The sequence below is a fragment of the Paenibacillus sp. 01T431 genome (genome assembly GCF_056398625.1).
In genome coordinates this window covers 1-14,679 of record NZ_JBFTPT010000005.1, presented here as the reverse complement: position 1 = coordinate 14,679, position 14,679 = coordinate 1, and the positions used below count along the sequence as shown (strand labels likewise).

Here is a 14,679-nt window from a genome sequence, read left to right as displayed (position 1 = left end):
TTACAACAGTATCTTGTTAACGATGAGCTACCACGCGGCAGCCCCTTCGGTGTTCAACTAACGTCCCCCATCCCTTAGTCATATTCGTTCAGGTAAAGTCCAGGTTGTTATTATTTCTTAACCTAATCACTTTCTCTTTGTATTTTTTCAACTTGGCTTCGAAACCGCTTCTATTTTGTTCAAAATCCTTTGTCCATTTATACATCATCTTCAACATCAGGATGTCTGGCTTATAATGACACTTTTCAATACCAAGATTTTGCTTAAGAAATCTCTTTAGGATTCTTATCCTTCGCGTCCACAATGGAGTATCAAGAAATATGATTGTATCGGCCATTTCATACAAACATTGATAGGACTCTCTATCTGTTCCTTCAAATATCCATGTACCGTGTATATCTATTTCCTTTATAACCTCAATTTGTTCTTCTGCTGAACGTTTATATCGTCCCATGGGTGTTTGATGATGGACTATGGAGTCAAGTTCATAACAAGGTACACTAACTTTCTGCGATAAGCGTTTAGCCAATGTCGTCTTACCACTAGCTACAACTCCAATAATGAAGATCTTTTTCATTCCTATTCTAGCTCCCTGCAACGAGCATATTTGATTTAAATGACTTCTCTATTGACAACAGGGATTCCTTCTAATGCAATTTTGGCAAGATATCGGATCACGGTTATGGAACGAATACTCATTAGCGTAACCTGCCCGTTAGATTAACAGCTGCCGTGGCTAAACTGCAACCCGAAAGATAGACACTTTAGAAAGAGTGATCATCTTTCGGGTTTTGTCTAGTCAGGGTAATGATCAGAAAGTGCACCTATACCCTCTAGTACAAATCCGAGAGATACCTCATTATGTTGTAAATAATCCATAGTTATTTTATCAAGCATATTTTTAAGTACTTGTTTAAAAAATGCTTTGAAAAACGTTCATACTCGACCTAAGCAGGGGAGAAATCCTGATCAAAGGTCTATTTTATGACAAAGCAACTTCCAGTATAGTTCCATATGTAAGATAATACTAGGAGGTTTTAACGCATGACAGAAGCCGTTTTGAAGCTTCGCAACGTGACCAAATCGATTGGCGGACGTAAGATCGTCGACAATCTTAGTTTCGATATACCCGCAGGCGAAGTATTCGGATTTCTCGGACCGAACGGTGCCGGCAAGACGACAACAATACGGATGATCGTTGGCTTGATATCGATGTCGAAGGGCGAGGCCCTAATTAAAGGCATATCCGTCCGCGAGCACTTCGAGCTTGCTATGACGCATGTAGGAGCGATCGTAGAAAACCCGGAAATGTATAAATTTTTGACCGGTTATCAAAACCTTGTTCATTTTGCCCGTCGGCATAAAGGCATTACGAAGGAACGGATTAATGAGGTCGTTAAGCTTCTCGGACTTCAGAACCGTATTCACGAGAAGGTTAAGCGTTACTCTCTCGGCATGAGGCAGCGGCTTGGCGTTGCCCAAGCGATTCTGCATCGTCCATCGTTGCTCATCCTTGATGAGCCGACAAACGGGCTCGACCCTGCAGGCATTCGAGAACTGCGCGATTATTTGCGCAAGCTGACGAGAGAAGAAGGCATCTCCGTCATCGTCTCTTCCCATCTTCTGTCCGAAATGGAGCTTATGTGCGACCGGGTTGCGATAATACAAGCCGGCAAGCTCATCGATATTCGCTCTTTGCAGGAAACTCGCGATTCGATACAGTCGAAGATTGTTATCGAAGTCGGCGATTTACTTGCCGCTCAGCAGCTGCTATCCGCCATCTTCGATGCATCCCGCATTACGGTGAAAGGCAATCAGCTCGAAATTGCGGCTGACAAAGCTGCCATCCCCGATATTACAAGGCTGCTTGTAAGCTCGGAGATTGACGTGCTCGGCATTCAAGTGGCGCAGAAGTCGCTTGAAGAACAGTTCTTGGAAATTACCGGAGGTGAGATGGTTGTCTAGTCTGTCTAATCTAATTCGAAACGAAAATATGAAAATATATCGTCGTCCTCGTACATGGCTTATGATCGCCTTCCTCGTTTTTACAATCGCATTGATGAGCGGCATCATGAAGTGGGAATCAGGCAAAAATAATACGATCGACTGGCAAAACAACCTGACCGAACGGAATAGCAACATGCAGCAGGAGCTTCAAGAAAACAAAGAACTCTCGGAGGAGGACAAAACATACTTCACTAACGAAATCAAGCTCAATGAATATTATTTGGAACAAAATACAAATCCTAACGAATTGTCATTGTGGAATTATGTAGATACATCATCATACTTAATTATTTTAGCGACGATTCTAACCGTCATTATCGCTGCCGATATGATTGCGGCCGAATTTACTTGGGGCACGATCAAGCTGCTGCTTGTCGGTCCGGCTTCGCGCACGAAAATTATGATCAGCAAATACATCGCCACGCTTGGGTTCGCGCTTCTGCTGCTCATATTGACATTTGCGTCTGCTTACGCGGCCGGCGGTATTCTCGAAGGCTTCGAAGGAACAAGCCAAGCGAAAATATCGATTACCGATGGCGGAGTTATCCAAGAAAGTTCCTATTTGTTGAATTCGTTGGAGAAATACGCTTTCTCGATCGTATCCATGCTCATGTACGTTACGATGGCTTTCATGATTTCGTCCACGTTCCGCAGCTCCTCGATGGCCATAGCCTTCTCGCTTCTGTTCATGCTGGTCGGCAATACGCTATCGGCGCTTCTCAGCGGCTATAGCTGGGTCAAGTATTTGCTCTTCTCCAACATCGACCTGACGCAATATATGCAAGGTGCGACGCCGCTAAGACCGGAAATGACGTTGACGTTCTCGATTATGATACTTGTCGCCTACTACATCGTATTCCAATTCTTAGCTTGGTTACTGTTTACGAGACGCGACGTCGCCGCTTAAGGACAATTCCAATACTAAGAACCTCGGGCACTGCTTGAAATAAGCTGTGTCCGAGGTTCTTTTGTTTTTATCCAACTAACCTGTCCAGTTAGTTAAACGATCTATATCCGATCTTTTAATTTTGGACGTGGATAAAAACTTAGAGTATCATCATTCTTTTGCAAAATTATATTTGTTTACGACCGTTAGTGTAGAAAAGACAACCGATCATTTTGGTCGATTGCCTTTGTTCTTAATTGAACTAACGTTATCCGTTAGCTTAAATCCGCTTGAATAAATTAATGCCTCATGATTCATTGCTGAGTAAATAATATTGTTTTCCATTCCGATACTTTATGTTCAGCGTTACCCTGTCAATTCGGCGTCCGGTCGACTACTCTTTTTACCGAATCCACTGTATTGCACTTGAATCCGGTCTTCCGGGCGAATGTCGACGGTATACAGAACGAGCAGAAAGAACCATTCCAGCGGCTTCATCGCCACATAGATCACATCAGCTGCTGTCTTCGTGCGAATCTGCCGACTTACCGGATAGCCGTATTTGTCGTATAGTCGGCGAATCGTCCGGTGGCCGGCGGGCATGTACTGTTCCAGCACATTTTCGAACGCGTTAGCGATCATCAGCTGGCGATTCACTGTAATAGACATGCCGTGCCTGGTTCCCGGCCTAAGCGGCTTGACTAGGGATCGATGTCCCAGAGCGGCGACGGTGCACAAATAATGGCCATCCCCCGACACCATTTCCGGCGGTGGCGCCGGCAGCCTCGATAAGTAGAAGCCGCTCGTATCCAGAAACGCCCGAACTACACCATCCGGCCGCTGCCCGAACAAGACTAGAAGCAATTGAACAACAAGCTGAACGGGGAATAGCAGTGCGATCCATAGCGCCGGAATTGCCCGGCGACGCATGATGATGAAGCGATGCAGAGGCCGCTGCCAGGCGGGCATCGTCTCCGCATCTTCCTCCCTTCCGAACGCCTTCCATACGTCCAATGAGCGCTTGAGCTGCGCCAGATACAGCAGGCAAGACGTTAAGCTCCCGGTTTGAAGAAGCAACACGGAGAAGATCTCATTAAAATCGTAATTGGAAAAGCCGGTATGAATGAAATAGACTGCGGTCAGCGAAATGCAAAGAACCAAAAAGACGTTGCAGCAAGTATATACAATTGGAGAAAGCTTCCTATGATAGATTCTCAGCGCCCAATAGGAAAAGAAGCCGAGCAACCAGTCTACGCAAAGTACGGCACTATGCTTGTGGGACAGAGATGCGTATGCATATAATGGCTCTCCGGTTTCTGAGTACATTTTCAACGGCGCTCCTCCTGGTACCCCTTTCACATCAAATATGAAGCCAACGATCAGGAGAAACGAGGCGATCGAAAGTAGAATGCCGTCTACGAGCCGGGTTAACGTCAATCCTTCGCCTTGTTCGCTTTCCCCAGCTTTTCGCGCGAACGTAAACACCGCCCGAATGAGGGCGGTGAACGCTAGGAGAAGAAACGGAGTGAACAACAGTAGCATTTTCTTGATGCTCCTTCCGGTCGATATTGGACAAGACTTGTGCGGCAGGTGCGCTTGTCGTTTCGCCGACACAAGGCTTCTAGCGGTTCGCCACCGCAATCAGTAAAGTTGACGTCATCGTTGAATGCCCGATTTCAAAATTTCAAGAAAGCAGTTTTGGAAGCGGCGAATGCTAAAGTCCTTTTGACGCTGTATGATACTGACCCTAAAAAATGCAGTCTTTTGAGAGGAATCGAAGTCAAACTGACGCTGTGTTATTAAATGAACGTGTCCGGTTTGCACCTCCGAAGATTTTTTTTGATATAAGTAAGGAACTGACCATTTATCTAGTCAATGATACTCTGAATTTATAATCCAAAAAAAGAGAAAAATGATCATTTATATTTTCCTATTTATTGGTCCTTACTGCCCGTTAGCGCAGCGTAGGGCTGCCATGTGGCAGCCCTTAACGCTTAATATGAGACCTGATATCGGAATTAAAGCAGCGAGGTTACGAACTTCACCTCCGGAAAGCGGCTATCCGGTCCTTTCATTAAGATTCCGCCTTGATTTTTTAGATAAATACCGAAGAAATCCAGCATATAGGCATTGATAACGGAGTTCACTCTTTCAGGCGCAATCTTCCCTGTAACTCCCAGAATTTTGAAAATCGGAGAAATGAACTGTACGTCGGTAAAATTCAAATGCTCCGTATTGTCGATATAGAGGAATTGTCCCCCTACGTCAACCGTTTCGCGCATCCGTTCAAGCTCTACCTTTTTATCTTCCGTTACTTGATCCATCCACTCTCTTGTGTTGCCCATACGTTTAAGCTCTGCCTCCGTATAGGCGTGGTTATCCTTCACCATTTTTAATCTTTCGAATTCGCTTTGCGAGTTCATGAACAAAAACGGCTTACGCAGACCCTCTCTCTCACGCAGTCGATAAAGCGCTCCATCCAAGTCTATTCCAACCGTTATTCGTGGATCGTAAGTAGCGTCATAGGCCGTCGCTCCTCCGATGGAATGACCGAACACCCCGACATGTCCGAGATCAATCCTCCCTTTTAGATGACTTGGAATCTGCCCCGATTGGATGAGCTCGAATTGGTCCAGCGTAAACGCCACATCGTCGGTTAAAACTTTTCCCAACTTGTCGCGATTTCCGCTTTCCGTCCGGTAATCATGGTCGGGCGAGAATAAGTCGTTGGTTGTGCTGGTCGTGATTCGACCATCCGGAAACTCGGTTGCAAATGTATTGTAGGTGTGGTCGATCACTGCCACGATATATCCGTGACTCGCGAGATTTTCGGCTTGCGACGTATGGAGGAACCTGGAAGAGCCGAACCCGGGATTGGCAAGGATCAGCGGGTATGAAGCCTGTGCCGAAGAAACTTCGGCCCCCGAATAAGCATGACTGGATACGTACTTCAGGTGTTGAAGAGTAAACCCGGGAAGGCCATAATTCCCGGCCATATAACGTAAAATCTGGGGATCGGGAATAAAGGGAGCGTACTTCCCGGTGCCACCTTGAGCCGGATACCATACCTGAACCATCAATTCTCTCTTACCATCTCTGGCTTCGTCAAAAATCTCTTCCCTCTCTGTATCCACAAAATGATAAGTTTGCGTTCCTACCTTAAATTCGCCTGTCGGTTCAGGCAGTTTAAATACAGGAAAAGCATACATGAGACCCGCTGTAACGACCAGCATTAGCCCTATAGCGGTATTAGCTGAACCCAACAAGAATCGCGGGATTTTTTTTGGGACGTTTTTTTTAAAATAGCTATAACCTGAAATGGCTAAAAAAATGATCGTTATGCAATACGGGAAGAATAGCTGAACTCTGTATCCTTCCACCGTCCAATGAATGACTAGTAAAAGTGTGGCGATCCCGCTTGCAACGAATACTGAAATTTTACGCCGTCCTTTTCTTAATAGGACTGTTAATGCAAACAAGCCGATGTTTGACAATAAAAGCAACAGTTCAAACAGCCTCATCTCGATTCTCCTTTTAAAAAACTTCTATTTTTGTTTATTCCAATATAATCCTGCCAAACTGGCCTAAGCTATCGCTTTGCCTTACATCTACCTTACAATTTTGTAAGACGCTTATTTAGCACGTAACCATGAAGTGGTAACCATGGATACCACTTGTGAGACTGATCGTGCAGCTCACTTTTCTTGTCCACCCTGATAAACTGCCCGTTAGCTCAACGAGGCTGCCGATTTATTTCGGCAGCCTCGTCCTGATGATTATTTACCTGTTAGCTTAATGAAGCATCGTCTGCCTAAGACTTTATTTTCTTATGACACCACTGGCGCCTGGCTAGCGTCTTGAGCTTGTTCGCATGCTTTTCAATTTTTTGAATACATTTATGTATTAGATTAACAGGAGGACACAAGTCATGTCACAACTCGGCCAATCGTTTATGAGAGGTACTCTGGTTTTGTCTGTTGCTGCTTTCATCAATCGTATTCTAGGTTTTATCAGCGGCATGTATATAGCTCGCGTACTGGGCGCAGAGGGAATCGGCATCTTGATGATGGCGCATCCGCTTGTTCCGCTCGTCATTACGATTACGGAGCTTGGATTACCGGTGGCAATTTCCAAGTTGGTCGCAGAGGCCCAGGCACGCGGCGAACGGATGAAAGTGAGGCGCATTCTGTATGTCTCGCTCGCAGTTACGGGCGTTTTGAGCGTAGCGCTAACGACCATATCGTTACTTGGATCAGAGTGGATCGCGTCAATTCTGTTAAGCGACCAGCGGGCTTATTACGCCATGCTAGCGATTACACCCATCGCACCGATTATCGCAGTCTCCGCCGTATTAAAGGGGTATTTTCGGGGAATGCAGCAGATGAAGACCATTGCAGCTTCCGATGTGCTGGAGCATACGGTTCAAATCGCTTGTGTGCTAGCGTTGGTACACCTATTGCTGCCTTACGGAATTGCTTACGCAGCTGCTGGTGCAATGGCTGCCTCTGTCGTCAGCGAAGCGATAAGCCTCTTATTTCTGATGACAAGCTATAAGCTATATGGTGAATCGAAGGTATCGGGCGAGACTTGGGCGAGCCATCTGAAGCAAGGAAGAAGCACACTCGCCGAGCTGCTGCAAATCGGACTTCCGACGACTGGTCATGGTATCATTCATTCGTTATACAACGCCTTCCAGCCGCTTCTTATTACAACCAGCCTGGGCCTGTACGGCATCGGCACAGCTTTAGCCACGAAGCAATTCGGTCTGCTGGCCGGCTATGTGTTTCCGCTATTATTCATGCCGAGCTTTATCACGCAATCCTTATCCACCGCTCTTATTCCCGCGATTGGTGAGGCCACGGTGAACAAGAACAGTTTGCTCATACATGAGCGGATGAATCAAGCTATGATATTGGGACTTCTGATCGGTGCGCCAGCAACCGTTATCCTGTACGAATGGGCAACTCCACTAACGACACAAGTCTATAATGCGCCTGAAGCAGGATTACTTCTAAAAATACTTGCGCCTATGTTTTTTCTACATTATTTCGATGCTCCACTTCATGCGATTCTACTTGGCCTCGGTCGCGCGAAAGCAGCTCTATGGAATTACGTAATAGCTACTGTATTTAAGGGTGTCTCGGTCTTCGTGTTAGGCAGTCAATTAGGAATCGTTGGTGTTGCGTTCGGCATCGGTATTGGCATTTTGATACAAACGCTATTGAACTTTTTTTCCATCTCGAGTTCGATCGGATTTTATGGGAGCATTCGTCCTTATATCAAGGTTGGGATCTGCATGATGCTAATGGCAATCTGCGGACACTTGACCTATAACCAGCTAGTCAGCCACGGTATGCCGCAGTTATGGTGCGTAATCATTTCAATCTTCTGTTCCTTGTTTCTTTATTTCGCTGCTCTAGTCGTGACCGGTACGTTGAATTGGAAAAGCACGCGTCATAAATTTTCAATTCCATGGTAAGAAAAAGCAGCAGTCATGATTCGATATGTAAAAAGAATAAATAGTATTAGAATGGATGTCTTTATTCCACCCGATTTTTCGAGTTGTCATACCGTTAGACTCCATAAAATAAGTTTTGGACTGAACTTAGAAATTGAAATAGCGACAGCCAAGGACGAGAAAACAAAGAGTCCTAGACTGTCGCTATTTTATTGAACTAACTGTGATGCGGTGAGGGTATGTTCGTCTGATTCCAATTCCCTGCTGCTGCCAATACCATCTTCGAATCAACTTCTAAATTCTGCCGGACCGAGATCCGAATGGCTCGAAGCGTGAATATGATGTTATATGATAGGAATGCCTTCGTGAAATACTAAAAAAGCACTTCTATTTGTTTATAAGCTTTCGAAGGTGATTCCTTTGTTAAAATCTCTTTGTCATCACTATGACCATTATAAATATTCAATATCTTTAACTGATAAATCCAATCTCCTGTATCTTCGTGTACTAATCTACCGTTATAGATAATCCTTCCATATTCACTACTTTGAAGTATAAACGCATTTTCAGATAAGTATTGATATCTTGAATCATAACGAACAGGTTTGCCACAAGAATCAGAATACTTAAAATATACTTGTAGTTTGTCATCCTTGTTTTGTATTTCAGTACTAGCTATCTTCCAATCATTTCGATGTGAGTCAAGATACTCGACTTTATTACTTTCAATTTCAAATCCATTTTCATTTTGAGTAATTAGTATTTCCTGAAAAGGAATCGTAGTGCTTCCAATGTAATTTATCAACATATCTGGAATTGAGAACGACTTGCTAAATCTATTCCTCAAAGTAGAGTGTGGAGCTCCTCTGACCTTTTTATCCCATAATATTGTGATAGATTGAATGATCACACCTATTCGCTCCTTAGTTTAAGTATTACTTTCCTTTCATATAACGTCTCTTGTACAAACTACGCATATTCTCCATACTTAAAGTATTAGTGAAGTAATTAAATTATTCTGTCCGTTAATTAACGGCAGCCCTTTAATTATTGAACTATTGTTCATTGTTAGTTCAATCATATCAACTCTGAGATAAACATTGGTGTAGCTCCATCCTCTGTATTAAAGCCAAATTTATTATAGAAATCCACTGCATGAGGATAAGAAATTAATACTTTTGTTTTACACCCTTTATATCTATCAAGCATTATATTCATCATTTCCTTACCTATACCTATATTCTGATAACTCGGATTAATAAGCATATAATGAAAATATACCGTTAATACACCATCTGACAAAGCATTTATTAAACCGACAAGCTTTCCTTCTTCCCAAGCGGTAACAATTGAATGAGACCCTCCAATTGCTTGTAAAAGCTCGTTTGGATACTTGCCAGACTCCCATTCTACCGAAAGAAATAACTCTTGGAGTGCATCCTTAGTGATATCCTCTTTGCTTGAAGCGTAATAAATACTCACCCCTATACCTTCCTTTCATAAAACTAACTACGCCAGAACATCTGTTTTAAACTCCCATACTTCGATGGTTTTGCCATCCTTACGAAGCCATAAAATGATACCGACAAAGGAATTTCGGATTTATCAAAGTGAATAATCACTTTATTTACCTCAATATACTATTAAAAAGATTTATAGAAAATGGATTAACTGATGTGGAATTTGTATTTATTTACTTTAGAGAATTCACATGAGAATACTTCTTTTATTTAAGCTTACTAATCCTAAGAAGCTTATAGCGTTAATCTGCCCGTTAGTTATCGAGATGTGAAGCTGATTCCGTCCTACTTGTATGCAGGTAAGGTTATCATTTTATTTATTTCATTATTTTAAGAGATACTTATAATATGCTGGGAATTCTCGTATTAAGGAGTAAATATCTCTAAACTCAAAGACTTTGGCATGAGCTGAGTACACTTCTTTAATATCCATTTTTCTAAACGCTAATTTTGTTCTAGATATATGAAAGTATTGAGTAATAACCATCACAGACTCTAAATCTAATTCATCCATTATCTTGCTGGTATTTTGGGCGGTCATATATGAGTTGTACCCATTATTATCCTCTATAATTTTATCTTCCGGTAATCCTTTATCTATTAAGTATGATTTCATAACCTTTGCTTCATCGAAACCTTCCTTACCAATACCGCCACTTACAATAATAAAAGTAAAGTAGCCCCCTTTATAAAGCTCTACGGACTTATCTAATCTTGCTTTTAACCGCTCAGAAGGCTGTCCATTAACTTCTACTTTATTTCCTAATACTACAGCTGCCTCAACTGGTTTCAATTTATCATTCAACCCATCTATTATCACGAAAGTAGTGTGAATGATAAACCAGATGCAAAGACTTGCTACTAATATTCCAAATCGTTTAATGAAAATATATTTCAATCTCTCACCTGCATTCTCTCATATTTCTCCATAATCATACCCTAATTTTATCACACAAGGGTGCATGAAACATTCCACGCAGACGTCCCACCGACTTAAAACTTTATATGTATTATCAAAATTGAAACTAATTGCCCGGCAGTTGAATGCCACGCCAGCTGCTTACATCGCATTGGGCAAATTCATTATCACCTGCAGCAACCACCGTGCCGTCCGATTTAAGACCGAGCGTATGAGCGCAGCCCGCCGCTACCGCCACTATATCGCGCCAGCCACTTACATTGCATTGGCCATGTTCATTCCTACCCAGAGCGACCACCGTGCCGTTAGATTTAAGCCCGATTGTATGATTACTTCCCGCTGCTATCGCCACAATACTGCTCCAGCTGCTTACATTGCATTGGTCATGCTTATTCAAACCCACAGCCATCACCGTTCCGTCAGATTTAAGCCCGACGGTATGAAGGTAACCTGCCGCTGCCGCCACTATGTCGTGCCAGTCGCTTGCATTACATTGGCCATACTGATTATTACCCACAATCATCACCGAGCCGTCCGATTTAAGCCCGACGGTATGCCAGTCACCAGCTGATACTCCCACCATATCACTCCAGCCGCTTACATTGCATTGGCCTTCATTATTTCGGCCCACAGCCACCACCGTGCCATCAGATTTAAGCCCCACGCTACGACGCCATCCCGCCGCAACCGCTACAATATCGCTCCAGTCATCTACATTGCATTGGTCATGCTTATTCCAACCCACAGCAACCACCGTGCCATCAGATTTAAGCCCGATTGTATGAGAATTACCCGTGTTCGTCGCCATATGAACATTACCTGCCGCAATCGCCACAATATCGCTCCAGCCGCTCACCTCACATTGGCCATATTTATTATCACCCACTGCCGTCACCGTTCCGTCCGATTTGAGACCAACGGTATGTCGACGACCCGTCGCTATTGTAGCTTTAGGCCATCGTTTCACCTTTAACGCCGCTTCAAATGGTGAAGTGTAATCCATGTTTTTCCTCCTTGAAACAAAACTTATTTTTTGATCAGATCATGCTTCTTGCGAACTGCATAAACACCTAACATTATAAGTATTCCGCACATTCAATAAACGATCCTCCCCGTTAGCACAATCACTTATCTCAGTTTCATAGCTTTAGTGTCTTAGATCTCCACACTCGATACAGTCCGACAACTAGAAAGATAAAAGCAACAACTTCTATGATTCTAGGGATGATATTCAGTATTGTGATCATCTCTCCAAATGTCATTCCAAGCGGTAATGTAGTACGGTTCGCATCATAAGAATTAATGAGTCGACTTATTGTAAAAGGTGCAATAAAATCATAGATCTTCAATATTAAAATAATAAGAAAGAAGTAAAAGCCTGCAATGAAGTTATTTTTCCTGCACTGTATAAGTCCAAAAATTAATAAAAATATGAAGAAAATCGAAAATACAATTGCAAAAATTCCTAATATAACCACCAAATCACCCCTTTTTTTCACAAAATTGATATTCATATCTTACGTTTGCCCCAAGGAATAATTCCACTATCTTTCCCGTTAGAATAATGAAATGAGCAGGCTACCGAAGTACCTGCCCATCACTGTCTATCATTTAACTATAGTTCTCTGTTGCTTCATTAAACGCTCCCGCCGCTTACTTCTTTATGATGGGTATCCATATTTCGCTTTTAAATTGCGGTGATGCTACATCTTTATGCTCATTCCAGAGCATTTCCGGCCCATTGTTTAGCTCATATTCCGCGGATGGAAACCATTCGGAATAAATGCGCCCCCAGATCTCTTGAAGCGTACTTGGAAAAGGGCCGACGGCTGTGAATACAGCCCATGTAGAGGCTTGCACCTCCAACTGGGCGAAGCCATCCCCATCTTTCGTTGTGGCCGCCCCAATGTAATGATCGAGCTCTCCTTTCTCCTCAAACCGCTCTTCACTAAAATTCGTGGAAGCACTGATTAGTCCTGAAGGTTGAACATTCGAATAACTCTTAATCTTATCAATCATTTCTGGAGTGAGTCCTTCAAACATCGATGCAATCTCCGGGTTCACCCCTTGAAATACGATTGGCACTCTTTTTTTGATTCCCACGATGCGAAAAGCCTCTTTGTCTTCAATTCGGTAGTTCATTTCACTTCCTCCTTTGATAGTCAGTTGAAACGTCATCCGAGGGAAGGCTTTGAGGGACTGTCCATGGATTCGGGCTTCCGAGGGATTAATCCCATGCATGCTTTGGAAAGCCCTAGCAAAGGAATCCGGCGAGGTATATCCGTATTTTATCGCAGCATCGATGATCTTGATGTCACTGTGGCTTAGCTCGAGTGCTGCCAAAGTTAGGCGTCTTCGGCGGATGTATTCCGACAGTGTAATGCCTGCAAGGAATGAGAACATTCGTGTAAAATGATATTCTGAACAGCAGGCAATTTTCGCTGCCTCCTGATAGTCCACATGATCAGTAAGATTCTCCTCAATATAGCTTAAAGCTTTGTTCAGTTTCGCCAGCACATCCATCATATCGCCTCCCCTCGTTACTCAAAGCATAGCAGAGAAGGTAATTCCCTTCCCGACATTTACTGCACAATACTGTAGGTTCTTTCTCAGCTCAGTGAACAGAAGACAAGTCTAGTAGGAAGGCCCCGTGCTCCTTTGTTGTCTCGTTGAAATTAGAAGGCAAATCCATAGGATTGACTACATGAAAAACAACCGTAGAGTAACAGAAAAAACAATGAGCAGCTGCTGCGGCAGACTACTCATTGTTTTCACGCTAACGTGTTCCAATAGCTGAATCACTTTTTTTATTTTAAATTAATTAAATCTGAAAGTTAATTGAACTATCGTCCCAAAAATCTCCAGCCATGTGCTAACATCACCTTCGGGATAATGCACTAATCCAAAATCGATAACTCTTTTATAAACCAAGCGTCTGTAGCATTATGCTCTGAACCATCTAATGGTTTTTCAAGTTGTTGGAAACCTAATTTGATGTAGAGGAGATTTGCTGCTTGAAGTTTCTTCAATGTTTCTAAATAACAATGTGTATAGTATTCCTTGGCGAAGTCGAGTGCTACTTTCATAAGATCACTTGACAGACCCATACCCTGAGCTTCCGGTGTAATGTATAGCTTTTGCAACTCACAAATTCCCGGTTTCTGCCCAAAAGGTGCAATCCCCACACCGCCTACCACTTCGTTTTGTTCATTCACTACAACCCAGTACTTTGAATTTGGTTGTTCCTTGTAATATTGTGCCAGATTGCTGAGTTGAGGGTCAAAATATGCTGTTCCAGGAATGTTTAGGTTAAATGATTCCAATGAGCGTCTAATAATTCGCTCTATTGTTTGATTGTCCTTTTCTTCAATTGCACGAATTTGCATTGTTACATTCTCCAGTATCTAAGTAATTTTAATTCTAATATTATTCGCCAAATGATTCAAATTCAAGTATCCGGGCCGTTAGCTCAAGCGATATTCTGAGTATTTTGAAAAAATGTTGAATTTCTCATCACAAATAAGTCAATTAGGAAAAGTAATTTCTAATGTTTTATCATCTTGCTCTTCTCCTTTAAGAATAATTGCAACGACGCCTTCTTTTATCCATGTAAACTCGAAATTTTCGGCCAAAAGTGTCTTGCCATCATTATTAATTCTTTCTTCGATAAAAGTTCGTAGATGTCCAATTTTTCCATAGTAAATTCGTATCGGTGCATTCGAAAAAAAAGCATTCTGTCCTCGGGACTGACCCCCATTTGTGAGACAGGGATCAAAACACCTTCAAGTTTAAACGGCCAGTCGCCTGTAATCAATCGGCGACTGGTTCTTTAGTTTCGTTTGAATACGAATTGCGTTATAGTAAGTGATGTAGTCTCGAACGGTCTGTT

Annotated in this window: 14 protein-coding genes; 4 read left to right on the top strand and 10 right to left on the bottom strand. The window is 42.8% G+C overall.

Annotation, left to right across the window (positions count from 1 at the left end; all coding sequences use genetic code 11):
* Positions 1-88: 88 nt before the first annotated feature.
* The gene (locus tag AC1DM9_RS10085) at positions 89-577 is read right to left on the bottom strand and encodes a P-loop NTPase family protein (protein ID WP_477512316.1); all 489 of its coding nucleotides are present in this window, start codon (positions 575-577) and stop codon (positions 89-91) included.
* A gap of 467 nt (positions 578-1,044) precedes the next feature.
* Here AC1DM9_RS10085 and AC1DM9_RS10080 point away from each other — a divergent pair, with 467 nt between their 5' ends.
* The 3 genes from AC1DM9_RS10080 (at position 1,045) to AC1DM9_RS10070 (ending at position 3,191) form a co-directional block, all read left to right on the top strand.
* A complete protein-coding gene (locus AC1DM9_RS10080; RefSeq protein ID WP_477579808.1) occupies positions 1,045-1,965 on the top strand; it encodes an ABC transporter ATP-binding protein in 921 nt (306 codons plus the stop codon).
* Complete coding sequence (locus AC1DM9_RS10075) at positions 1,958-2,914, top strand: ABC transporter permease (protein ID WP_477512318.1); 957 nt, start codon at positions 1,958-1,960, stop codon at positions 2,912-2,914. The genes AC1DM9_RS10080 and AC1DM9_RS10075 overlap by 8 nt, the downstream gene beginning before the upstream one ends.
* Positions 2,915-3,041: 127 nt before the next feature.
* The gene (locus tag AC1DM9_RS10070) at positions 3,042-3,191 is read left to right on the top strand and encodes a hypothetical protein (protein WP_477579806.1); all 150 of its coding nucleotides are present in this window, start codon (positions 3,042-3,044) and stop codon (positions 3,189-3,191) included.
* A gap of 68 nt (positions 3,192-3,259) precedes the next feature.
* On the opposite strand, the gene AC1DM9_RS10065 is transcribed toward AC1DM9_RS10070, so the two are convergent.
* Positions 3,260-4,435 carry a DUF6688 domain-containing protein gene (locus tag AC1DM9_RS10065; RefSeq protein ID WP_477512319.1) on the bottom strand — a complete coding sequence of 392 codons (1,176 nt, stop codon included), beginning with the start codon at positions 4,433-4,435 and terminating at the stop codon, positions 3,260-3,262.
* A gap of 476 nt (positions 4,436-4,911) precedes the next feature.
* The gene (locus AC1DM9_RS10060) at positions 4,912-6,414 is read right to left on the bottom strand and encodes an alpha/beta hydrolase family protein (RefSeq protein WP_477512320.1); all 1,503 of its coding nucleotides are present in this window, start codon (positions 6,412-6,414) and stop codon (positions 4,912-4,914) included.
* Between the two features lie 407 nt (positions 6,415-6,821).
* On the opposite strand from AC1DM9_RS10060, the gene spoVB reads away from it, so the two are divergent.
* On the top strand, positions 6,822-8,372 hold the full coding sequence (gene spoVB / locus AC1DM9_RS10055; protein ID WP_441884577.1) for a stage V sporulation protein B: 1,551 nt from the start codon (positions 6,822-6,824) through the stop codon (positions 8,370-8,372).
* A gap of 352 nt (positions 8,373-8,724) precedes the next feature.
* On the opposite strand, the gene AC1DM9_RS10050 is transcribed toward spoVB, so the two are convergent.
* From AC1DM9_RS10050 to AC1DM9_RS10020, 7 genes are all read right to left on the bottom strand, one after another.
* Positions 8,725-9,261 (bottom strand): hypothetical protein, encoded by a 537-nt coding sequence (locus AC1DM9_RS10050; RefSeq protein ID WP_477512321.1) that lies wholly within the window; start codon positions 9,259-9,261, stop codon positions 8,725-8,727.
* Between the two features lie 167 nt (positions 9,262-9,428).
* On the bottom strand, positions 9,429-9,833 hold the full coding sequence (locus AC1DM9_RS10045) for a GNAT family N-acetyltransferase (protein ID WP_477512322.1): 405 nt from the start codon (positions 9,831-9,833) through the stop codon (positions 9,429-9,431).
* A 363-nt stretch (positions 9,834-10,196) separates the two neighbouring features.
* On the bottom strand, positions 10,197-10,676 hold the full coding sequence (locus AC1DM9_RS10040) for a YdcF family protein (protein ID WP_477579803.1): 480 nt from the start codon (positions 10,674-10,676) through the stop codon (positions 10,197-10,199).
* Positions 10,677-10,896: 220 nt separating this feature from the next.
* The gene (locus tag AC1DM9_RS10035; RefSeq protein WP_477579801.1) at positions 10,897-11,793 is read right to left on the bottom strand and encodes an RCC1 domain-containing protein; all 897 of its coding nucleotides are present in this window, start codon (positions 11,791-11,793) and stop codon (positions 10,897-10,899) included.
* Between the two features lie 650 nt (positions 11,794-12,443).
* Positions 12,444-13,313, bottom strand: coding sequence for an AraC family transcriptional regulator (locus AC1DM9_RS10030; RefSeq protein ID WP_477512329.1), 870 nt, complete (start codon positions 13,311-13,313; stop codon positions 12,444-12,446).
* A 374-nt stretch (positions 13,314-13,687) separates the two neighbouring features.
* Positions 13,688-14,176, bottom strand: coding sequence for a GNAT family N-acetyltransferase (locus tag AC1DM9_RS10025; protein ID WP_477512325.1), 489 nt, complete (start codon positions 14,174-14,176; stop codon positions 13,688-13,690).
* 402 nt (positions 14,177-14,578) lie between these two features.
* Positions 14,579-14,679, bottom strand: a 101-nt coding sequence (locus AC1DM9_RS10020; protein WP_477580142.1) for an IS3 family transposase, incomplete at its 5' end; no start/stop codon positions are given.

Excerpts from the sequence above, each read along its gene's own strand:
- AC1DM9_RS10085 (WP_477512316.1), bottom strand. The coding sequence starts at position 577 with ATGAAAAAGATCTTCATTATTGGAGTTGTAGCTAGTGGTAAGACGACA.
- AC1DM9_RS10080 (WP_477579808.1), top strand. The coding sequence starts at position 1,045 with ATGACAGAAGCCGTTTTGAAGCTTCGCAACGTGACCAAATCGATTGGC.
- AC1DM9_RS10065 (WP_477512319.1), bottom strand. The coding sequence starts at position 4,435 with ATGCTACTGTTGTTCACTCCGTTTCTTCTCCTAGCGTTCACCGCCCTC.
- AC1DM9_RS10060 (WP_477512320.1), bottom strand. The coding sequence starts at position 6,414 with ATGAGGCTGTTTGAACTGTTGCTTTTATTGTCAAACATCGGCTTGTTT.
- spoVB (WP_441884577.1), top strand. The coding sequence starts at position 6,822 with ATGTCACAACTCGGCCAATCGTTTATGAGAGGTACTCTGGTTTTGTCT.
- AC1DM9_RS10035 (WP_477579801.1), bottom strand. The coding sequence starts at position 11,793 with ATGGATTACACTTCACCATTTGAAGCGGCGTTAAAGGTGAAACGATGG.
- AC1DM9_RS10030 (WP_477512329.1), bottom strand. The coding sequence starts at position 13,313 with ATGGATGTGCTGGCGAAACTGAACAAAGCTTTAAGCTATATTGAGGAG.
- AC1DM9_RS10025 (WP_477512325.1), bottom strand. The coding sequence starts at position 14,176 with ATGCAAATTCGTGCAATTGAAGAAAAGGACAATCAAACAATAGAGCGA.